We start from the raw sequence: 19,098 nt of genomic DNA, 5'->3' as shown, positions 1-19,098 counted from the left end.
AAGGGGACGTACGTCGTGCCCGACCGGCAGGTCAGGCGGTGACGACGCGCGGCGGGCCCCTTCGGCTGACGACGTACCGCAGGACGGCCGAGCGCAGGATGAGCGGCTCGGTCGTGGCCGGCGGCGTGAAGAAAGGCGTGACGAGCAGGGGCAGCCACAGGACCAGCAGCCGTATGGCCAGCCGGCGCAGCAACCCCCAGAGCGCGGCCTCACCGCGCGCCAGCCACAACGCGGTCAGCCCGACGGCCCAGCCGTGGGTGATCAGCATGCCGAGACTCGGTACGAGCCCAGAGTGCAGGTGGTCGGCCAGGTGGTGCGGGTCAGCGGGGCCATCCGGTGGGAGGACGGCGTGGGAGAGCGAGAACATCAGGTGCAGCAGCACCTGCAGGCCGGCCAGGAGCGGCAGGATCACCGCCAGCGACCGCTCGCGTCCGGCCAGCGGGTACGCCGCCGCGAACGCCAACGCGAACGCCCCCACTCCGGCCTCCGCCGGCACGGTGGCACCGCCGAGCATGTGCGCCGCCGCGCCCAGCCCCAGACACACTGCGGCGAACACCGCGGTGCGGGCCAGACGGAACGGCGTCATGCGCCTAGCATTCCACGCCATGCGGGCGGTCCGGACCCCGATCCCGCTTCACGTGAAACCACCATCTTTCCCGCCGATGCGGGCGGTCTGGGGGGCGATCCGGGTTCACGTGAAACCACTGTCTCTCCCGCCGATGCGGGCGCTCTGGGGGATCCCGCTTTACGTGACACCACCGTCTCTCCTGCCGATGCGGGCGGTGTGGGGGTGATCAGGGTTCACGTGAAACCACCGCCTCCCTTCTCCATGTGCGGTGAATGGTCTGGTTTGGGTGGAGTGGATGCGGAGGGGTGGGGGGCGGTTGATAATCGGGGGCGATGCCGAAATTTCAGGAGTTGTCGGCGTTCGCGGAGGCGATCGCGCCTGTCATCAATGCCGCCAACGTCAATGTGCACGCCTCCGCCGTTCGAGCCGTCGCCGACCTCAGCACCGCCTCCGGGCTGACGCCGGGGCTCCTGTCGGATCTGCGGTTCAGCCTTCCGTTGCGTCCGCTGACCCGGCGCGGGCTGGAGGTGTTGTTTCGGTACGGCGAGGTCGCGGGTGATCTGCTTGAGCATCTGCGGCAGGGTGCGCTGGTCGAGGAACCTGATGGCGTGCTGCGGTTGACGGATGGCGGGCGGGACTTCATCCACAGCCTGTACGAGGTGCATGCCGCCGCCGTCGAGCGTGTCTGGGCGGGCAGTGACCTGGGGGAGGCGGCCGAGCTGGTGGGGCGGGCGGTCGATGCGGCCGAACGGCTGCCAGGGGGTGCCTTCGAGCTTGTGTCACCGCCGTACGAGCCGGAGGGGGCGTCGCCGGGGTTGCTGTTGTTCAACCGGCTGGCGGTGCTGCGGTATCACCGCGCCGATGCGCATGCCGCCGCCTGGCAGGCGGCCGGGCTGTCGGCGGCTGAGATCGTCGGGCTGGCGGACGGCCCGCTGCGCGCCGGCATCGAGGCGGACACGAACCGGCGCGCCGGCCAGGCCTACCGTACGTTGTCGGAGCGCGAGCGGGACACCTTGTACGAGACCCTCCTCAAGCTCATCTAAAGGGCGGTCAGGAGGCGGCCTGCCTCGGTGCGGTCGTTGACGCCCAGCTTGTCGTAGGCCGCCTGGAGATGGTTCGCCGCCGTACGGGTGGACAGGGTGAGGCGGTCGGCGATCTGGCGGTTGGTCAGCCCGGTCGCCGCCAGCTGGACGATCTCGCGCTGCCGGGGTGTGAGCTCCGGGGTGGCGAGCCGCACCAGCGCCGGTGTGGAGACCCCGGTGCAGCGGCGGGCCAGCGCGCACGCCCTGGTCTGCGCGCCCCTCGCCAGGGTGCCGCGTCCCGACTCGCGGTAGGCGGCGGCCTCCTGCGCGGTGGCCTCCGCGGCGTACAGGAGCATGCCGCGCCGCTCGAACTCACCCGCGACCGCGCGCAACGCGTCGGGATCGCCCTGAGCACGGGCGTGCCGCGCGAACAACACCGCCAACTCCCCCTCGACCCCACCGAACCGCTCCGCCCGAGGACTCGCAGGCCCGTCGGCCGCGCCCGGCCCGGGGCCCGCGAGCGAACCGGCCGAGCCGGCCAGACCCGAGCCGAGGCGGAGGAGGTCGTGGTGGGTGAACAGGAGGTGGCCGTACAGTTCGTGGCGTTCTGCGTGCTCCGCCGCAACGTGGCAGCGGCGTACGGCCTCCGCCACGTCCCCGCCGGCCGCCGCCACCCACACGGCGGCGTGCAGCGCGTGCTGGCGGGTGAAGGCCCAGCGGGCGGTCAGGCGGTGGGCTTCGGCGAGGGAGTGCTCGGCCTCGTCGAGCCGCCCGAGCAGGGCCAGCGCGTGTGCCTGCTCGGCGAGGCAGCGCCCCAGGTAGGGCTCGCGCGCGGGCAGCCGCCCGATGTCCTCGCGGCAGTGCCGCAGCGCCTCGGCGGCGTCGCCGCGCAGCCGGGCGGCCATCGCCCGGTACGCGCCGAACCCGGTCATCGACAGCTCGACCGCGGGCAGCTCCATCCCGCCCGATGCGATGCGGTCAAGCTCCGCCGGCCGCCCGGTGAACGTCTGGGCGGCGCACAGCGCGTCCAGGAGGGTGGGCAGCGCGTGCGGCGCCTCGTCCCGCCACTCGTCGAGCGTCTCCATGGCGGGCCCGGCCACGACCAGAGCCTGCTCGCCGCGCCCGGCGTACGCGTGGATCCACGCCTCCAGCGCGACCCCGTGCACGCGCCCGCGTACGGTGCCGGGCCGGCACGACCTGGCCAGGTCGAGCGCCCGGGAAGCGGCGCTGAGCCGCCCGGCGAAGCAGTCGGCCACGGCCCGATAGACGTGGGCCTCCTGCCGCCACCGGGGGTCGGTCAGGGTGGCGGCGGCGACGTCGAGCACGTGGCACGCCTCGGCGTCCGCGCCGGCCCACGCCAGGCTCACGCCGAGGCTGTGGGCGTGCTGGGCGCGCTCGCTCTCGGTGACGGCGTCGCGGGCGGCCCGCCGTAAAGCGGTGACGGCGGACCCCGCCTCGCCCAGCACCATGAGCACCTCGCCGAGCACGGCCACCGCCGCCACCCCGGCGCCCGCTTCGATGGCGGCTCTGGCCAGGCGTTCGGCGAGGCGCGGGTCCTGCCGGCCCCAGGCCAGCCGGGCGGCGGAGGTGAGCATGCCGGGGTCGGTGACCGAGCCGCTGTCGAGGCGCCAGACGGCGGCGCGCAGCTCGTCCTCGCGCCGCCGCAGCCCGGTGGCCTCCAGCGCCTCGGCCAGCGTGCGCAGCCGGCGCCTGGCCCGCAAGGTGCCGCAGTCGCCGCGGACCACCTCGCCGTAGAGCGGGTGGCCGAGCCGCAGCTGCTCGCGCCTGCCCTCGTCCACGGTGGCGATGAGTCCGCGGGCCTCGACGCGTTCGACCGCGCCGGACGAGGTCAGCCCGGCCAGCAGGTCGAGGCCCAGCGGCTCGCCGAACGCGACCAGTTCGAGCACCTCACGCTCGTCCTGGTCGAGGTGGCCGATGCGGTCGCCGACCAGCTCGCACAGGCGCGGCGTCATGGACAGCTCGCCCTGCCAGCGCCACTCGCCGTCCTGCTCGGTCAGGCAGCCGGACGTACGCCCGGCGTGCACCAGCTCGCGCAGGTAGAGCACGTTGCCCTCGCTGACGCGGGCCAGCCGCCGTACGGTCGCCGGCGCCAGCTCCCCGCCCAGCGCCCCGGCGAGCACCTGCCCGACCTCGGCCGGCGTCAGCGGCGTCAGCTCGATGCGTTCGAGCAGCTCGTCCTTCCACAGCGCGGTCACCGGATCGGGCTGCGGCTCCCCCGACCTGACGGTCACCAGCAGCCTGGCCTCGCCGCTGCCGGCGAGGTAGTGCACCAGCGCCGCCGACGCAGGGTCGAGCCGGTGCGCGTCGTCCACGCTGACCAGCAGCCCGCCGCGTCCTGCCTGGTCGCGCAGGAGGCGGGCGGCGGCCCAGCGCAGCAGGTTCTCGCCGCCGCGCGGCGGCCCGGTCAGGACGTGCGCGAACGCCCCGAACGGGATCATCGACGCGGTCTCCGTGCCCTGCGCCCGCACGACCCCGTAGCCCCGCAGTCCGTGCAGTGCCTGTGCGGCCAGCCTGCTCTTGCCCACCCCGGCCGAGCCGGCGATCATCATCCCCGTGCCGGACCGCAGCGCGTCGCGTACGGCCCTCAGTGATCCCCCTCGCCCGACGAACGGCCATCCGCTCCCCTGCTCGCTCATCGTGCCTCCTCTCACCACTGATGGTGATGAGCGAGGTTCGCGGCAGGTTCAGGCCGGATCGCGGGTCAGCCCTGCGGCGCCCATCAGCAGCTCGATGACGGCGTCCGCGCCGCTGAACGGCACCGGCTCGCCCCCCACCTCTTCGAGCAGCCCGCGGAGCTGGCCGCCGGACTGCTCCGGCTCGACCAGCCGGACGATGACCGTTCTCATGCGAGCACGATCTCGCCGCCAGGTTCAGGTCTGGTTCAGGTCGTCAGGCCGGGTAGGGCGCGGGCTCGACCTCCAGCTCGCGCATCAGCTCGGCGTAGAGGCGGTAGCGGCGGCGGGCGTCGCCGCGGCGGCCCGCCCGGTCGAGGACGCGGACCAGGCCGAGGTGGGCGCGCTCGTCGTAGCGGTCGCGTTCGAGCAGCCGCAGCCAGTAGCGGGCGGCCTCGTCGTGGCGGTGCTCGGCGGCGCGCGCCTCGGCGAGCCTGGCGGCGGCCTGCACGTACGCGAGCCGCGCCTGCTCGCGCAGCCCGACGGCCCAGTCGGCGTAGGGGTCCTCCTCGCAGAAGTCCCCGCCGTACGCGGTCTCGGCCGCCGCCCAGCGTTCGAGGGCCTCGCTCGTACGTCCGGCCTGGTCGAGCCGAACGGCCTGCCCCACCAGATCCAGAAATTTCTCGACATCGACGTCGACGTGGGCCGACTCCAGCCGCAACGCGCCCTCGTCCGAGACCACGATCTCGTCGGGCGGCCACTCCCGCCCAGGATCGAGCACCGACCGCAGCGTGGACACCATGACGTTCAGCCGCCGCAGCCCGACCGCCTCGCCCTCCTGCCCGGGCCACAGGATCTCGACCAGCCGCTCCCTGCTGACGCCGCTCCCCCTGCGGCTGACCAGGATCTTCAGCAGGTCACGCGCCTTGCGCGACTGCCACGCCGTACGCGGGATCGGCGCCGCCCCGCGCAGCACGCGGAACGTTCCCATCGTCTCGATGACGATCTTGGCGGCGCGCGGGGGAGCGGCGCGGGTGACCAGCGCGTCGATGCGGTCGTCGAGTGCCCGGCAGCCGATGGCGTGCATGCGCTCGCGTACCGCGACGGCCACCTCCGCCCCGGTCGCGGGGTCGGCGAGCGCGGCCCTGACCAGCTCGGCCCTGGCCAGGCCGACGGGGTCGCCGAGCGCCGACCAGCGCAGCACCGCCGCCTCGGCCTGCGCGAGGTCGGCGTCCAGCTCGGCGCGCAGCTCGGCGATCGCGGCGTGCGCGGCGTGGTCGCGGCGCTCGACGGCGATCGGCTCGGACGCGTCGAGCAGCGCCCTGACGTCCTCGCGCCGCCCGCCGGACAGCGCCACCCGGGCGGCGGCGATCCGCGCGGGCACGCCCGCGATGCCGTCGGCGTGTTCCAGCGCCCGCGCGGCCACCCGGCGAGCCTCGTCGGGGTCGTCGTCGGCGAGCAGCTCGGCCAGGCCGTTGAGCGCCTGCGAGAGCGCCTGCACCTCGCCCGACGGCTCGGACTCGGCGATGACTCGCCGGTAGAGCGCGATCGCCGCGGTCCTGTCGCCGCGCAGCGCGTGCACGGCGGCGAGCTGGGTCAGGCCGGCGCCGGTCAGCGTCGAGCCCATCGCCTCCCAGCGGGCGACCGCGTCGGCGGCCTCGGTGGCGGCCTCCTCCAGGCGGCCGAGGCCGATGAGGGCCTTGGCGCGGTTGGAGACGTTGAGGGCGGCGAAGGGGGCGAAGGCCACCAGGTCCGACAGCCGGCCGGCGATCTCCGTCTCGGCCAGCGCCTCCGCGTACGCCGCCTCGTCCAGATGCCGGGAGGCCCGGTTGGCGTGGATGCGGATGAGCTGCACCATGTCGCCGGCGTCGCCGGCCCGCTCGGCGTAGGCCAGCGCCCGCAGGTAATAGGCGTCGTTGGCGCGGCGGTCGCCGTCGAGCGCGGCGAGCATGGCCAGCACCGTGTTGGCCATCGCCAGCGCGGCCGCGTCGCCGGCGCTCCTGGCCTGTTCGAGTGCCTTGTCGGCGAGCTCGGCGCAGGCCGCGCGGTCGCCCTTCAGCCAGTGCACCGACGCCATGGAGGCGGCGCACATGGCGGCGTCGGCGGGCGGGCGGCCGTGGGCGTGGCCGCGCTCGTACATGGCGAGTGCGGAGTCGAGCGCGCCGCGCATGTGGTCGATGAAGGCCAGCCGCCTGGCCACGTGCGCGTCGAACGCGGGGCCCGCGGCGGCCCGCGCGAGCAGCTCGCGGGCGCGCGTCCAGTGGCCGCGGTTCTGCTCGGCGAGGCCGGCCAGCTTGAGCATCGGGGGAGCGTCGCGCGCCGACCCGGGCAGCAACTCAAGTGCGGCCGGTACGTCACCGCGCTCGGCCAGCCGCGGCCCGTGCGCGTCGAGCAGCGCGGCGGCCAGCTCGGCGTGCGCGGTCGCGACGGCGGCGCGCAGGGCCAGCTCGGGACGATCGTGCTCGACGTACCAGCGGGCGGCCACGGCGGCCACGTCGTGGGCCTCGTGCCGGTCGAGCGGGGCGTGCTTGGCCAGCACGTGGCCGCCGGTCGAGGTGAGCCGGTGGCCGTCCTGGGCGGTCTCGAGGAACAGGCCGCGCCCGGCCAGCGCGCCCAGCGTGTCGGGCGGGGCGCCGAGCGTCGCGGCCAGGCCGTCGGTCAGCATCGGCAGCACGGTCGCGGCCCGCAGCAGCTCGCGCATGGCCGCGGGCAGGTCCTCGTACGCGGCCAGCGTGAGCCGTTCGAGCGTGGCGGAGTTGGCGGCGAGCCCGGCCACCGTGGAGCGCCAGGCGGAGCCGTCGGTCCTGGCCAGCGTGTCGAGCGCGGCCCGCACGGCGGCCGGCCAGCCGCCGCAGGTGCGGTGCAGCTCGGCGGCGACCTCCCCGCCCGGCTCCCCCAGCACGGCCCGGGCCCACGCCTCGGTCTCCTCCGGGGTCAGCGCCAGGTCGGTCGCGTCGAGGTCGAGCACCTCGTGGTCCTGCCGGAGCCGCGCGGTGGGGAACGGCAGCGGCGCCCGCGCGGCCATCACCAGGTGCAGGTGCCGGGGCGCGGCCCTGACGAGCGTCTCGACGTACCGTACGGGGCCGGGCGCGCCAGCGATCGCCTCCACCCCGTCGAACACCACGACCAGCCCCCGCCGCAGCCGTCCGGCCAGCGCCTCGGCCAGCGCGCCCGCCAGCGCGGCGGCCCTCGATGTCTCGTCCGCTCCGGGACCGAGCGGCGCGCCCGCCGCGGTCACCAGGTCGGCGGGCAGCTCGGGAACGCGCCGCGACACCTCGGCGGCGACGGCTCCCGCCAGGGCGGGCAGCTCGCGGTCGGCCGGACCGAGCCGGTGCAGCACGGCGCCCACGGCCTGGCTCCAGCCCGCCAGCGCGGTGGACTTGCCGTAGCCCGCGGTCGCGACGAGCGCGGTCAGCCGGTGTGTGAGGGCCCCGTCGAGCCGCTGGTCGAGCGCGGGGCGCGGGTGTACCCACCCTCGTTCCACCCCCGCATGCTACGCCCGCTTTCACCGGGGACTCCAGAGTTCCCAAAGTGCCACCTCCCGGTAACCGGTGGGTAGGCGCACTATGGTCGTACTTCGACAGGAGGCACCGTGGAACAGGAACTGCCCGGCGGTGCGCGGCTGATCGTGGGAGTCGACGAGTCCCCGGCCGCGCGTTGGGCTCTGGCCTGGGCCATCGGGGCGGCCAGGCTGCACCGGATGGCTCTGGTGGCCGTGCACGTCAGCCGCGCGCCCGTCCATCCCTTCCCCGAGGCGCTGCCCGTGCAGCACGCGGTGCGTCAGGGTGAGGAGGCGCGCTGCTCCGAGGTGATCACGGCCGTGTTCGAGGAGGTCGCGGGCGGCGTACCGGACGATCTCACGATCGCGACGGTCGGACGGGTCGGCGACCCCGGCTACCATCTCGTCGACCTGGCCCGCGAGGGTGACCTGCTGGTGCTCGGGCGGGGGCGGCGGGGCCTGCTCAGCCGCATCTTCCTGCCCTCGACCAGCATGTACTGCGCCCGTCACGCGCGGACGACGGTGGTGATCGTGCAGCAGCCCGCGCCGCCCGACGACCCGGAGATGTCAGGAGAGCGCCACCGCCGCTGGACCCGCCGACATCCGTGACCTGAGCAGCCGCAGGCCGGCGGCCACGGCGTCGGTCCTGATCGCGCCGTAGCCGAGCACCAGGCCGCGCTGCGCGGGGCGCTCCCCGCAGTACGCCTCCAGCGACTCCACCGCCAGCCCGTCCCCGTGCTCGATGGTCACGCCGGGGGCGAGGCGGGCACACAGGTGCAGCCCCGCGGTGGACGGCACCGGCAGCAGCCGCTCGTCCGCGCCGAGGGCCTCGGCGATCATGGCGTGCCTGGCGGCGTACTCGCGGGTGGCCTTCCTGATGTGCCGCGACAGCAGGCCCTCGTCGATGAAGCGGGCCAGCGCGGCCTGCGTGGGCAGCGCGCCGTGCCAGTCCGTGAGCTGCCTGGCCGCGCGCAGCGCCGGCGCGAGCGAGGCGGGCGCGACGAGGAAGCCGAGCCTGAGCATGGGCAGCAGGGTCTTGGAGAACGAGCCCACGTAGATGACCCGGCCGGCCCTGTCGAGGCTCTGGAGGGGTTCGAGCGGGCGGTCGCCGAAGCGGAACTCGCTGTCGTAGTCGTCCTCGATGATCACCGCGCGGCGGCGCTCCGCCCAGGCCAGCAGGGCGGCGCGGCGGGCCAGCGACATGGGGGTGCCGAGCGGGAACTGGTGCGACGGGGTGACGTAGACGATGCGGGCCTGGTGCGGGAGGGCGGTGACGTCGATGCCCTCGCCGTCCACGGGGATGCCGACCACCCTGGCGCCGAGCGTGCGGAACAGCAGGCGGGCCGGCGGGTAGCCGGGCTCCTCGACGGCCACGACGGTGCCCGGCTCGATGAGGACCCGGCCGATGAGGTCGAGTGCCTGCTGGGCGCCGTTCGTGACGAGCACGTCCTCGGGGCCCGCGTGGACGCTGCGGCTGAGGCCGATGTGCCGGGAGACGGCCGCGCGCAGCGGCTCGTGCCCCGCAGGGTCGGCGTAGCCGGCGGCGCTCACCCGCAGCTCGCGGGCCACCAGGCGGCGCCAGGTCTCCATGGGGAACAGGCGGGCGTCGGGGACGCCGACGCGGAAGTCGTAGCGGGCGGCGGGGGACGGGGCCGGGGGGAGCGGCAGGTCCTGCCAGACCGTACGCGGACGGACGACGCCCTTGGGCGCGGCCCGCCCCCTGACCTGCTCCGCCGACACGAATGTGCCCGCGCCCGCCCTGCCCACCAGGAACCCGTCCGCGACCAGCCGGTCGTAGGCGAGGGCGACGGTGTTCCTGGAGATCTCCAGGCGTCTGGCCAGCTCCCTGGTCGGGGGGAGGCGTTCGCCGGATCTGAGCCGGCCGTCGAGTATGGCGTCGAGGAGCTGCCGGTAGACCTGTGCGGCCAGGTCACGGCGGCCGTCGAGGCTGATGTGCACGTCCAACTTGGCCCCATCAGATTGCCGGAAATTGGAGCTTATCTCGGGACAAGTCGGGATCGAAGATGGAGGCATCGTTCAGAGGGGCGTACATCATGAAATTTCGGCGGATCCTGGCACATGCGCAGCTGGCGAACTCCATCGGTGACGGCGTCTACCTCGTCACCTCGGTGTTCTACTTCTCCACCGTCGTCGGGCTCTCGGCGACCGAGATCGGCCTCGGCCTGACCCTCGGCTGGGCGGTCGGCATGGTGGCCGGCGTACCGCTCGGACACCTGGCCGACCGGCGCGGCCCGCGCGGCGTCGCCGTGCTGCTCGCCTTCGCGACCGCCGTGGCCGTCGCGTCGTTCCTGCTCGTACGCACGTTCCCGCTGTTCGTGCTGGCCGCCTGCCTGTACGGCACCGCGCAGACCGGGCTGTCGGCGGCTCGCCAGGCGCTGCTCGCGGCCCTGATCCCGCCCGCCGAACGGACCGTCGTCCGCGCCACCCTGCAGGCCACGCTCAACGGCGGCCTGGCGCTCGGCGCCGCCATCGGCGGCATCGCCCTGCACGCCGGCACCCGGGAGGGCTATCTCGTGGTGCTCGGGCTCGATGCCGTGACCTTCCTGCTCGCCGCCGCCCTGCTGCTCCGCCTGCCGTCCGTACGCCCCGCGCCCGCCCCGGCCGGCCCCCGCCTGGCCGTGCTCAGAGACCGGCCCTACGCGCTCGTCACGCTGATCAACGCCGTGATGCTCTTCTACATGCCGCTGCTCAGCGTGGTCGTGCCGCTGTGGATCGCCGCCCGTACCGACGCACCCACCTGGGTCGTCTCGGTCCTGCTGCTGATCAACACCGGCGGCGTGCTGCTCTGCCAGGTCAGGGTGGCCCGCCGGGTCAAGGGGCTGCGCGACGCGTCAGGGGCGGTGCGGCGGGCGGGGCTGACGATGTTCGCGGCCTGCGCGGTGTTCGCGCTCAGCCCGTCGTGGTGGGCGTTCCTGCTCGTGGCGGCCGTCCTGCAGCTCGTCGCCGAGCTGTGGCTGGCGGCCGGCTCCTGGGAGATCGGCTTCGGGCTCGCCCCCGACGACCGGCAGGGCCAGTACCAGGCGTTCTTCGGCACCGGCGTGGCCGTGGCCCGCATGCTCGGGCCCGTCGTGCTCACCACGCTCGTGATCGGCGGCGGCACCCTCGGCTGGCTGCTGGTCGGCGCCGCATTCGTGACGGCCGGCACCGCTATGGCGCCGGCCGTCAGATGGTCGCTGTCACGAGAAGCGGCGCAGCCGCAGGCTGTTGCTGACCACGAAGACGCTGGAGAACGCCATGGCCGCACCCGCGATCATCGGGTTGAGCAGGCCCAGCGCGGCCAGCGGCAGGGCGGCCACGTTGTAGGCGAAGGCCCAGAACAGGTTGCCCTTGATCGTTGCTAGCGTCCGCCTGGCCAGCCTGATGGCGTCGGGCGCCACCCGCAGGTCGCCGCGTACGAGCGTCAGGTCACCGGCCTCGATCGCGGCGTCCGTGCCCGTGCCCATGGCCAGCCCCAGGTCGGCCTGGGCCAGCGCGGCGGCGTCGTTGACGCCGTCGCCCGCCATCGCCACGACCTTGCCCTCGGACTGCAGCCGCTTGACCACGTCCACCTTGCCCGCGGGCAGCACGCCGGCGATGACCTCGTCGATGCCCACCTCGTCCGCGACCGTGCGCGCCACGGCCTCGTTGTCGCCGGTCAGCAGCACCGGGGTCAGCCCCAGCGCCTTGAGCTGGGCGATGGCCTCCTTGCTCGTCGGCTTGATCACGTCGGCCACGACCAGCACAGCGCGGGCCTTGCCGTCCCAGCCGACCGCCACCGCCGTACGGCCCTTGGCCTGCTCGTCCTCCATGGCCTCGACCAGGCTCTCCGGCAGGTGCTGCGACCACTCCTCCAGCAGCCGCGGCCGGCCCACCAGCACGGCGTGCCCGTCCACGACACCCTGGACGCCGAGGCCCTCGACGTTCGTGAAGTCCTCGACCGTCGCCGTGGAGGCGGCCTCGCGGGCGATGGCCCGCGCGATCGGGTGCTCGGAGGCGTGCTCAAGCGCTCCCGCCAGCCGCAGGACTTCGTCGCGGTTCTCGCCCTCGGCCAGGTGGACCGCGGTCAGCGTCATCTTGCCCTCGGTGACCGTGCCGGTCTTGTCGAGGACGATCGTGTCAATCCCGCGCGTCGACTCCAGCACCTCGGGGCCCTTGATCAGGATGCCCAGCTGGGCGCCGCGGCCCGTACCGACCAGCAGCGCCGTCGGCGTGGCCAGCCCCAGCGCGCAGGGGCAGGCGATGATCAGCACCGCCACCGCCGCCGTGAACGCCGCCGCCGCGCCCTCACCCGTGCCCAGCCAGTAGCCGAGCGTGCCGACCGCGAGCGCGATCACCACCGGGACGAAGACGCCCGAGATGCGGTCGGCCAGCCGCTGCACCTGCGCCTTGCCGGTCTGCGCCTCCTCCACCAGCTTGGCCATCTGCGCGAGCTGCGTGTCCGCGCCCACCCGCGTGGCCCTGACGACCAGCCGGCCGCCCGCGTTGACCGTCGCCCCCGTCACCGGGTCGCCCGGCCTGACCTCGACCGGCACCGACTCGCCCGTCAGCATCGAGGCGTCCACGGCCGAGGTGCCCTCCTCGACCACGCCGTCCGTCGCGATCTTCTCCCCCGGCCTGACCACGAACGTGTCGCCGGCCTTCAGCTGCTCGACCGGCACGCGACGCCCGTCCACCAGCTCGACGTCCTTGGCACCCAGCTCCATCAACGCCCGCAGCGCGGCGCCCGCCCGCCGCTTCGAGCGCGCCTCGAAGAAGCGACCGGCCAGGATGAACGCGGTCACCGCCGCCGCCGTCTCCAGGTAGATGTTGCCCGAGCCGTCCGTACGGCCGATCGTCAGCTCGAACGGGTGCGTCATGCCGGGCACGCCCGCCGTGCCGAAGAACAGCGCCCACACCGACCAGCCCAGCGCCGCCAGCGTGCCGAGAGAGACCAGCGTGTCCATGGTGGCCGCGCCGTGGCGCAGGTTCGTCCAGGCGGCCTTGTGGAACGGCCAGCCCGCGTACACCACCACCGGCGCCGCCAGCGTCAGCGACAACCACTGCCAGTACTGGAACTGCAGCGCCGGGACCATCGCCATCGCGACCACCGGGACCGAGAGCACGATCGCCGTGACCAGCCGGTCGCGGAGCGGGTCGCGCTCCTTCTTCCCGGGCTTCTCCTCCTGCACCGGGCTGGGCGGGGGCGGCAGCTCGGCCGTGTAGCCCGCCTTCTCCACCTCGGCGATCAGCAGCTGCGGGTCCACGCCGGTGGGAAAGGTGACCTTCGCCTTCTCCGTCGCGTAGTTGACCGTCGCCGTCACGCCGTCCAGCTTGTTGAGCTTGCGCTCGATGCGGTTGGCGCAGGACGCGCACGTCATGCCACCGATCGTGAGCTCGACGGCCTTGCCTTCGGTGAGGGAAGAGCCTTCGGTGAGGGAAGACATCGTCGTCACCTCTCCTTCCTCGCGTCCGTCAGTGCGTGTGGTCGGCTGCGTGGGCGTCCGGGTCGGCCTGTGCCGTGAAGCTCGCCGTACGGACCTCGCCCTTGTGCTTGAAGTCCAGGAACAGACGGTAGTCGCCCCGGCTGGGAGCTTCGGCGTAGAACGTGATGCCGGGGCCCGCCGTGTCGCTCTCCTCCGGGTGCACGTGCAGGTAGGCGAGGTCGCCCGCGCGCAGCGCCACCAGATGACCGTACGCGCCCAGGTAGGGCTCCAGGTCGTCGACCGGCTTGCCGTCCTTGCTGACCGTCAGCGTGAGCTTGGTCGTCTTGCCCGGCGCCAAGTTGCCGTCCAGGCTGACCGTGTAGCCGTCGACCTCCGCCGTACGGCTCACCTCAGGCAGTGGGTCGGGGCGGTAGTCGCCGCCGGCCATCAGGTCCGCGCCCAGCGTCAGCTTCTCGCCGCCCGTGGGGACGAAGTCGGCGAACGCGCGGTACGGGCCCGGCTTCGGGGCCTTGAGGCGTACCGACCAGGTGCCGTCGGGGAACAGCTCGGGGTGGAGGTGCTGGAAGCTCGTCAGGTCGCGGGAGGCGACGATGAAGTGCAGCTTCTTGTCGTGCTCCACCTCATAGTCCTTGACGGGGGAGCCGTCGGGGCCGATGACCGTGAACGTGAAGTCCTCGGCGGACTCGGTGGAGACGGAGTCGATGAGGTTGAGTGTGTAGCCGTCCTGCGACACTTGGAGCCCCCCGGGGGTATCGGTGGCCGTCTGCTGCTGGGGGGTGGTGTGATCGTCGGCGTGCTCTTGCTCTTGCTCTTGGGCCGGCTGCTCGTCGCTTAACTGCTCAGGTCCGGTGGCCTTGTCGGACGCGTGCCCATGACCGGCGCTTTCGCCGCTCGTCCGGCCTTGGCCCGCGCTTCTTTGATCGTCGGCCGTTTTCGCGGCGGCCGACGTGGGGTCGGGGGCCGTCAGCTTGCCCGCGCCCAGGGCGCCGCCGAAGACGACGGCCAGCCCCAGCGCGTACGAGCCCAGCTTGGCTGCGGTGTTCATGAGCGATCGACCAGCTCGTAGCCGGCGTCCTTCACGGCGGAGGCGATCAGGTCACGCCCGACGGGCTCGTCGCTGGTGACCGTCAGCAGGCCCGTGGCCAGGTCGACCTCGACGCCGGCCACGCCCGGGACCTCGCCGACCTCCTCCTTGACGGAGCTCACGCAGTGGCCGCAGGTCATGCCGTTGACGGTGTAGGTGGCGGTGCTCATGGCGTGGTCTCCTTCGTATCGCATCGTGCTCTTCTTCGAGTCTAACACCGTACCCCCCTAGGGTATGCCCGAGAGGGCATTCGGGACGTGTTAGTGCGTCTCGGCCTGAAGGTAATGTACCCCCTGGGGGTATGTCAACTCTCCACTGGGCCGCGCACCTGGGCCGCCGATTTGGCATGATCGAGCTGTTGCCCGTTTGGGGGACGAACAGGGATGACTCCGGGGGATGAACAGGGATGACGACGACAGACGGGACGTATGGAGTGACGCTCCAGCGCCCCCGGTCACCGTCCCCGGCTACGCCCTCGGCGGATATGCCGTACACAGGAGGGCGGGTATAGCGGTCCCACCAGGGATTGAACGCCCGTCCTTCGCACAATCCACCCATCTGGTCCGTGCACAACACAGGGACCGCAGCCATAGCTTGCTAGGCTGCTTGTCAACCGTTGGGTCTCACCCCGGCAGGTGAGGCCGTCGAAGAAGTGGGGTCACACCGTGAAGAAGCTGCTCGTTCTGGCGCTGATCGCCCTTGGGGGGTTGCTGATCTGGCGTAAGGTGCAGGCCGACCGCGCAGAGCTCGATCTCTGGACCGAGGCGACCGGCAGCGAGAACTAACCGACCGGCGAGGCGATGAGTGACATCGTCCCCATCAAGCTGGTGTGCCTGGACCTTGCAGGCACCACAGTCGGTGACATCGCCATGGTCGAGCGCGCCTTCGCAGAGGCGATCGCGACTCAGGGCATAGTGCCCGGGACCGGTGCGTACGCGCGAGCCATGGTTCACGTACACCGGTCCCGGGGCTGCCCGAAGATCGACGTGTTCCGCGGCATCTTCCCCGGCAACGAGGCGCAGGCCCAGGCGGCGAACCTGACATTCGAACGCTCCTACGAGGGTGCGATCGAGCGGGCGGGTCTCGAACCCATGCCCGGAGTCCTCGAGGTCCTCGACAAGCTCCGCGGCAACGGCATCAAGCTCGCCCTCATCACCGGCTTCAGCCGCACCACGCTCGGCCGCATCCTCGGCATCCTGGGCTGGCACGACAAGATCGACCTCGCCATCTCCCCGGAAGACGCCGGCGGCCGCGGCCGCCCCTGGCCCGACATGGTCCTGCACGCGGTGCTCCGGCTGGGCGTCGACGACGTCCGCCAGGTCGCGGTCCTGGGCGACTCGGAGAGCGACATGCTCTGCGCCAAGCGCGCCGGCGCCTCGATCGTCGCCGGCGTGATGACCGGCGTCCACAGCCGCGAACGCCTCCTCAAGGGCGGCGCCACCCACATCCTCGACTCCATCCAGGACTTCCCCGGGTTGGTGCTGAGCGATGACCTCGGCACGACGCAGGTGGCTTCCTCGGCCCGGTAAGCTATCTTCGTCGTAAGGGGCCTTAGCTCAGTTGGCAGAGCGCCTGCTTTGCAAGCAGGAAGTCAGGAGTTCGAATCTCCTAGGCTCCACCAGCTAAGACACCCCGTCATTGATCATGGGACGGGGTGTTCGTGCCATTAACGTGCCATTAGCTTGCGGGCACCAGCGCTCCCGCCGCCCCGTCTTCGCTGTCATCCTTCTTCGCCTTCTTCCGCTCCGCCTCCACACGGGCGCTGAGCGCGTCGGCGATCTCCTGGTCGGCGTCGCGGGTCGCGTGCTGGTAGATGAGTGCGGCCCGGTCGCTGTCGTGCCCCATCCGCGCCTTCAGGTCGGCGAGGCTCGCGCCTGACTGTGCGGCGAGGGTGTTGCCGGTGTGCCTCAGGTCGTGAAAGTGCAGCCCTTGTACGCCCATCTCCTTGAGCGCGTCAGCCCACTTGGACTCACGGCGGAAGTTGCTTCCTCGAAGGAACGCCCCGCGCTTGCCGAGATACACGAAGGCGTCTTCGGCCTGGTCAACGTACGTCGCCAGGTGCTCGTCAAGCGGCGGCGCGGCGCGCCGCCGTACCCCCGGCCCTCCGCCCGCCCGCCGTCCGGGCGTGCGGCCTGGGGGCCGGTCCCGGACTGCGGCGGGACACCGGGCCGGGCACCGCACGCCGGCCCCGCCGTACCAACCGAACGCACCGACCGGGGTTGCAGCGCCGCCGCACACATGCAGCCCTACGATCGCCACTGCATGGCTGGACCCCGTACGTGCTTGGGGGCGATCGACGATCCAGGGTTCGTTCCTCACCCTGGCTCACCGAGCAGCGTGGTTGATCAGCGTTCATCGCTCTCGCCGACGCGATGATCTGCTGGCGACGCCTCGTCTCCTGCTCTTCCTTTATGACCTCACTCTGGGATGGGGCCCGAGAACACCAGATAGGGATGTTCCACATCCAGCCACTGGCGGTCGAGCCGCACCCCTGTGGCCAGCTCGATGGCCGTCAGGAAACCTGCCCTCCAGTCCCAGTTGTCGTCTCTCCCCATGAAGTCTTCGTCTACGTAGTCGAGGAAGAACTCGCTCATCGCCGTCAGTTCAGGCCACGACGACAGGTTCGGGTGATCCTCAGGACGTCCCGGGAACAGGCCGTTGATTGAGACAAGGACTTCACCGTTCACGGTGAGGGACAGGCAGTTGACGGAGTTGACGTTCCACCAGGCGCTGTAGACCCGGGCATTCGACGCCAGCCGCCGGAGCGCTCCGCTCGAGTACCCGAGATGGTCGAGCCCGTACAAGACGACCGCTGCACCGGATCGGTCCACGACCGCGCATGGGCCCTGGCGGCGCAAGGGGAGGTTGACGAAGTGTGGCTTCACCACTTCGCTCAGCTCATAGCTGGTTCCTCCGCCCAGCCGCGCGCTCACCTCAGGCAAGGGGAGAGAGCCCAGGCTGTCGTCGGGAACCACGACCGCCCAGCAGGCCGCCACATCCAACTCTGGCTCCGCGACCAGCCGTTGATAGTGTCCGAACACCTCGTCGGTCGAGGGGCGTCGGATATCCACGTGATGGTCCTCTCGATCATTGATGAGAGTGGATGATGATCCTTGCATGAGTGCGCGACCCTCGAGCACCGCAGCGGGCCATATGCTCATGTCCAACCGGGGATCCCTCATTGTGGCGGGATCTTAGGCCCAAAACTGGATCTTGAAGAGCTCGATCCGAGCGACTGCGTTGGGGAAGCCGGGCTCTTGATCGGTTCGTAGGATCTTGGTGGCCACCTGTATGGACCAGGTGTTACCGCCTTGGCCCAGGTCGAACTCCATGTGGTGCGGATAGCCAGCCGCCCAAGCTTCGACACCGATCAGTTCGGATCTCAGTGAGAGCTGGCCAGTCCACAGCTCTTCCCAGTCATCCACAGGTGGCGGCCCGTCCCACCGCTCGAACCGGTTGTGGACCGTATGCACATACCCGTCGGAGTATGCCGTCTGGATGATCAGCCCATCGTGGCCTGCTGCGATCCTGTCGTCCGGCGGATCCATCTCCCCATCGACCGCCGAGCCCACTAACTGACCGTCGACAACGCTAGCGACGGCGAAGAGTCGGTATTCGGGTCTTACCTCGTCAGTGAGTGAGCGAAGAAGGCCGCTCATAGTCTCTTCCTTCCCCAGTGCATGCCGTCGGAGCCAAGCCGATGGCCATGATCGTCGTGCCATTAGCGTGCCATTACGGGCGGCTACCAGCGGTCAATCACGGTCACGCGCGGATCATGCTCTGCGCAGGTCGAGACTGCTGTCCTCGAAGATCAGACCGATTTGCAAGCAGGAAGTCAGGAGTTCGAATCTCCTAGGCTCCACTGCACTTCGAAGGCCACCTCCCATGATCGGGAGGTGGCCTTTCCATCTTGCAGAGCTGCCACAAGGCCCCTGCGGAATTCACTGGGGGCGAGTGACCGGAACTACCGTAATCAGGTGGTCCAGACCCTTGAAATCCTTGGGGTTGCAGGTGTAGAGGGGGAGCCGGTTCGCGATCGCCACACAGGCAATCATCAGATCTGCAGTGCGGGGGCGTGGTTTGCGTCCTGAGGCGATGACGGCCGTCCACAACTGGCCGTACTCGCGGGCTGCGGTGTCGTCGAAAGGGAGGGGATCGAATTCGGCTTCGGCGGTCTGCAGGATTTTCATTCGCTGGGCGAGTTCCTGCGGCCCTGTCGCCACCAAGACTCCGACCGAGAGCTCTGCGGTGGTGATGGCACTGATCATCATCTCATCAGGGAGCTCGTCGGCATCGATGCCGGCGCGCAGGATGAGGATGTTGGTGTCGAGCAGCCCTAGGGAGTGGGTCATCCCTAGTCCTCTGCGGATTCGCGTCTGCCGTATGCGCGATCGTAAGGATCGTAGAGATCGTCGTTGACGTGGCGGTCCATGTCCTCGCGATATTTACGGTCGTCCAGTCGTGGCATGCCACGCGACACGGCGGCGAACTCGGCACGCGAAACGGCCCGGCGCCGGCGGCGGAGCGGGACCAGATCGCCGATGTGATGGCCATTACGGGTAACGGCGTATCGCTCCCCACGTTCCAGTCCATCCATGATCTCGGCTGACCGATTGCGCAGGTCGCGCTGAGAGATCTCATGGGAGCGGTCAGACGCAGGAGTGCTCACGTCTGAAGTCTACAGTGTTGTGCCATTCAGTGCTATCTAGTAGCACGCCTGGATAATCATCAAGCCTGAAGGGGCCGTGGCGGGTGGGAGAGACCGGGCGCGAGGGCGAGATCGCTTCCCGGGTTCACCCGGAGGTCTCTGTACAGCAGAGAAGTACAGCAACCGGGCCGCACTGCGGCTCACCCTGACATCCTCCAGCA

The 19,098-nt window shown here is 71.5% G+C and carries 17 protein-coding genes, 1 tRNA gene and 1 pseudogene; 6 read left to right on the top strand and 13 right to left on the bottom strand.

Annotated elements, in window-relative coordinates:
* Window positions 1-31: 31 nt before the first annotated feature.
* Complete coding sequence (locus ACFFR3_RS36685) at window positions 32-586, bottom strand: MFS transporter (RefSeq protein WP_364368658.1); 555 nt, start codon at window positions 584-586, stop codon at window positions 32-34.
* Window positions 587-900: 314 nt separating this feature from the next.
* On the opposite strand from ACFFR3_RS36685, the gene ACFFR3_RS36680 reads away from it, so the two are divergent.
* On the top strand, window positions 901-1,611 hold the full coding sequence (locus tag ACFFR3_RS36680) for a hypothetical protein (RefSeq protein WP_345393205.1): 711 nt from the start codon (window positions 901-903) through the stop codon (window positions 1,609-1,611).
* On the opposite strand, the gene ACFFR3_RS36675 is transcribed toward ACFFR3_RS36680, so the two are convergent.
* The 3 genes from ACFFR3_RS36675 to ACFFR3_RS36665 are packed head-to-tail and all read right to left on the bottom strand — an operon-like array spanning window position 1,608 to window position 7,707.
* On the bottom strand, window positions 1,608-4,247 hold the full coding sequence (locus ACFFR3_RS36675; protein WP_345393208.1) for a LuxR C-terminal-related transcriptional regulator: 2,640 nt from the start codon (window positions 4,245-4,247) through the stop codon (window positions 1,608-1,610). The genes ACFFR3_RS36680 and ACFFR3_RS36675 overlap by 4 nt on opposite strands.
* A gap of 48 nt (window positions 4,248-4,295) precedes the next feature.
* Window positions 4,296-4,457 (bottom strand): hypothetical protein, encoded by a 162-nt coding sequence (locus ACFFR3_RS36670; protein WP_345393211.1) that lies wholly within the window; start codon window positions 4,455-4,457, stop codon window positions 4,296-4,298.
* 43 nt (window positions 4,458-4,500) lie between these two features.
* Window positions 4,501-7,707, bottom strand: a complete 3,207-nt coding sequence (locus ACFFR3_RS36665; protein WP_379484626.1) for an AfsR/SARP family transcriptional regulator — start codon at window positions 7,705-7,707, stop codon at window positions 4,501-4,503.
* Between the two features lie 108 nt (window positions 7,708-7,815).
* On the opposite strand from ACFFR3_RS36665, the gene ACFFR3_RS36660 reads away from it, so the two are divergent.
* On the top strand, window positions 7,816-8,331 hold the full coding sequence (locus ACFFR3_RS36660; RefSeq protein WP_364368646.1) for a universal stress protein: 516 nt from the start codon (window positions 7,816-7,818) through the stop codon (window positions 8,329-8,331).
* Here the strand turns inward: ACFFR3_RS36660 and pdxR are convergent.
* On the bottom strand, window positions 8,290-9,681 hold the full coding sequence (pdxR, locus tag ACFFR3_RS36655) for a MocR-like pyridoxine biosynthesis transcription factor PdxR (protein WP_379484657.1): 1,392 nt from the start codon (window positions 9,679-9,681) through the stop codon (window positions 8,290-8,292). The genes ACFFR3_RS36660 and pdxR overlap by 42 nt on opposite strands.
* Before the next feature lie 65 nt (window positions 9,682-9,746).
* Here pdxR and ACFFR3_RS36650 point away from each other — a divergent pair.
* Window positions 9,747-10,508: pseudogene (locus tag ACFFR3_RS36650) on the top strand (MFS transporter); the annotation flags it as partial.
* 411 nt (window positions 10,509-10,919) lie between these two features.
* Here the strand turns inward: ACFFR3_RS36650 and ACFFR3_RS36645 are convergent.
* From ACFFR3_RS36645 to ACFFR3_RS36635, 3 genes are read right to left on the bottom strand one after another with little or no spacing between them, the layout of a single operon-like run.
* The gene (locus ACFFR3_RS36645; protein ID WP_379484625.1) at window positions 10,920-13,145 is read right to left on the bottom strand and encodes a heavy metal translocating P-type ATPase; all 2,226 of its coding nucleotides are present in this window, start codon (window positions 13,143-13,145) and stop codon (window positions 10,920-10,922) included.
* Window positions 13,146-13,173: 28 nt separating this feature from the next.
* Window positions 13,174-14,190, bottom strand: coding sequence for a DUF8832 domain-containing protein (locus tag ACFFR3_RS36640; protein WP_379484624.1), 1,017 nt, complete (start codon window positions 14,188-14,190; stop codon window positions 13,174-13,176).
* A complete protein-coding gene (locus ACFFR3_RS36635; RefSeq protein ID WP_345393238.1) occupies window positions 14,187-14,399 on the bottom strand; it encodes a heavy-metal-associated domain-containing protein in 213 nt (70 codons plus the stop codon). The genes ACFFR3_RS36640 and ACFFR3_RS36635 overlap by 4 nt, the downstream gene beginning before the upstream one ends.
* A gap of 495 nt (window positions 14,400-14,894) precedes the next feature.
* Here ACFFR3_RS36635 and ACFFR3_RS36630 point away from each other — a divergent pair, with 495 nt between their 5' ends.
* The 3 genes from ACFFR3_RS36630 (at window position 14,895) to ACFFR3_RS36620 (ending at window position 15,850) form a co-directional block, all read left to right on the top strand.
* Entirely contained in the window at window positions 14,895-15,014 is a 120-nt protein-coding gene (locus tag ACFFR3_RS36630; protein WP_020542320.1) for a DLW-39 family protein, read from the top strand.
* A gap of 15 nt (window positions 15,015-15,029) precedes the next feature.
* Window positions 15,030-15,758: an HAD-IA family hydrolase gene (locus ACFFR3_RS36625; RefSeq protein ID WP_345393242.1), complete on the top strand. Its 729-nt coding sequence runs from the start codon at window positions 15,030-15,032 to the stop codon at window positions 15,756-15,758.
* A 16-nt stretch (window positions 15,759-15,774) separates the two neighbouring features.
* A tRNA-Ala gene (locus ACFFR3_RS36620) sits at window positions 15,775-15,850 on the top strand.
* Window positions 15,851-15,906: 56 nt separating this feature from the next.
* On the opposite strand, the gene ACFFR3_RS36615 is transcribed toward ACFFR3_RS36620, so the two are convergent.
* From ACFFR3_RS36615 to ACFFR3_RS36595, 5 genes are all read right to left on the bottom strand, one after another.
* The gene (locus ACFFR3_RS36615) at window positions 15,907-16,410 is read right to left on the bottom strand and encodes a tyrosine-type recombinase/integrase (protein ID WP_364368940.1); all 504 of its coding nucleotides are present in this window, start codon (window positions 16,408-16,410) and stop codon (window positions 15,907-15,909) included.
* Window positions 16,411-16,646: 236 nt separating this feature from the next.
* A complete protein-coding gene (locus ACFFR3_RS36610; protein ID WP_345393248.1) occupies window positions 16,647-17,300 on the bottom strand; it encodes a hypothetical protein in 654 nt (217 codons plus the stop codon).
* Window positions 17,301-17,423: 123 nt separating this feature from the next.
* Window positions 17,424-17,888, bottom strand: coding sequence for a hypothetical protein (locus tag ACFFR3_RS36605; protein ID WP_345393251.1), 465 nt, complete (start codon window positions 17,886-17,888; stop codon window positions 17,424-17,426).
* Between the two features lie 282 nt (window positions 17,889-18,170).
* The gene (locus tag ACFFR3_RS36600) at window positions 18,171-18,581 is read right to left on the bottom strand and encodes a type II toxin-antitoxin system VapC family toxin (RefSeq protein ID WP_364368636.1); all 411 of its coding nucleotides are present in this window, start codon (window positions 18,579-18,581) and stop codon (window positions 18,171-18,173) included.
* 2 nt (window positions 18,582-18,583) lie between these two features.
* Window positions 18,584-18,898, bottom strand: a complete 315-nt coding sequence (locus ACFFR3_RS36595) for a type II toxin-antitoxin system Phd/YefM family antitoxin (protein WP_364368633.1) — start codon at window positions 18,896-18,898, stop codon at window positions 18,584-18,586.
* Window positions 18,899-19,098 lie beyond the last annotated feature (200 nt).

It is taken from the genome of Nonomuraea salmonea (genome assembly GCF_042428605.1).
GTDB classification, from domain to species: domain Bacteria; phylum Actinomycetota; class Actinomycetes; order Streptosporangiales; family Streptosporangiaceae; genus Nonomuraea; species Nonomuraea salmonea.
Note: the sequence above shows the minus strand (reverse complement) of the source record. Positions and strands in the feature narration are given on the sequence as shown.

Bases quoted from the DNA above. Each gene is read 5' to 3' on its own strand.
- ACFFR3_RS36685 (WP_364368658.1), bottom strand. From the start codon at position 586: ATGACGCCGTTCCGTCTGGCCCGCACCGCGGTGTTCGCCGCAGTGTGT.
- ACFFR3_RS36680 (WP_345393205.1), top strand. From the start codon at position 901: ATGCCGAAATTTCAGGAGTTGTCGGCGTTCGCGGAGGCGATCGCGCCT.
- ACFFR3_RS36675 (WP_345393208.1), bottom strand. From the start codon at position 4,247: ATGAGCGAGCAGGGGAGCGGATGGCCGTTCGTCGGGCGAGGGGGATCA.
- ACFFR3_RS36670 (WP_345393211.1), bottom strand. From the start codon at position 4,457: ATGAGAACGGTCATCGTCCGGCTGGTCGAGCCGGAGCAGTCCGGCGGC.
- ACFFR3_RS36645 (WP_379484625.1), bottom strand. From the start codon at position 13,145: ATGTCTTCCCTCACCGAAGGCTCTTCCCTCACCGAAGGCAAGGCCGTC.
- ACFFR3_RS36640 (WP_379484624.1), bottom strand. From the start codon at position 14,190: ATGAACACCGCAGCCAAGCTGGGCTCGTACGCGCTGGGGCTGGCCGTC.
- ACFFR3_RS36635 (WP_345393238.1), bottom strand. From the start codon at position 14,399: ATGAGCACCGCCACCTACACCGTCAACGGCATGACCTGCGGCCACTGC.
- ACFFR3_RS36625 (WP_345393242.1), top strand. From the start codon at position 15,030: ATGAGTGACATCGTCCCCATCAAGCTGGTGTGCCTGGACCTTGCAGGC.
- ACFFR3_RS36605 (WP_345393251.1), bottom strand. From the start codon at position 17,888: ATGAGCGGCCTTCTTCGCTCACTCACTGACGAGGTAAGACCCGAATAC.
- ACFFR3_RS36600 (WP_364368636.1), bottom strand. From the start codon at position 18,581: ATGACCCACTCCCTAGGGCTGCTCGACACCAACATCCTCATCCTGCGC.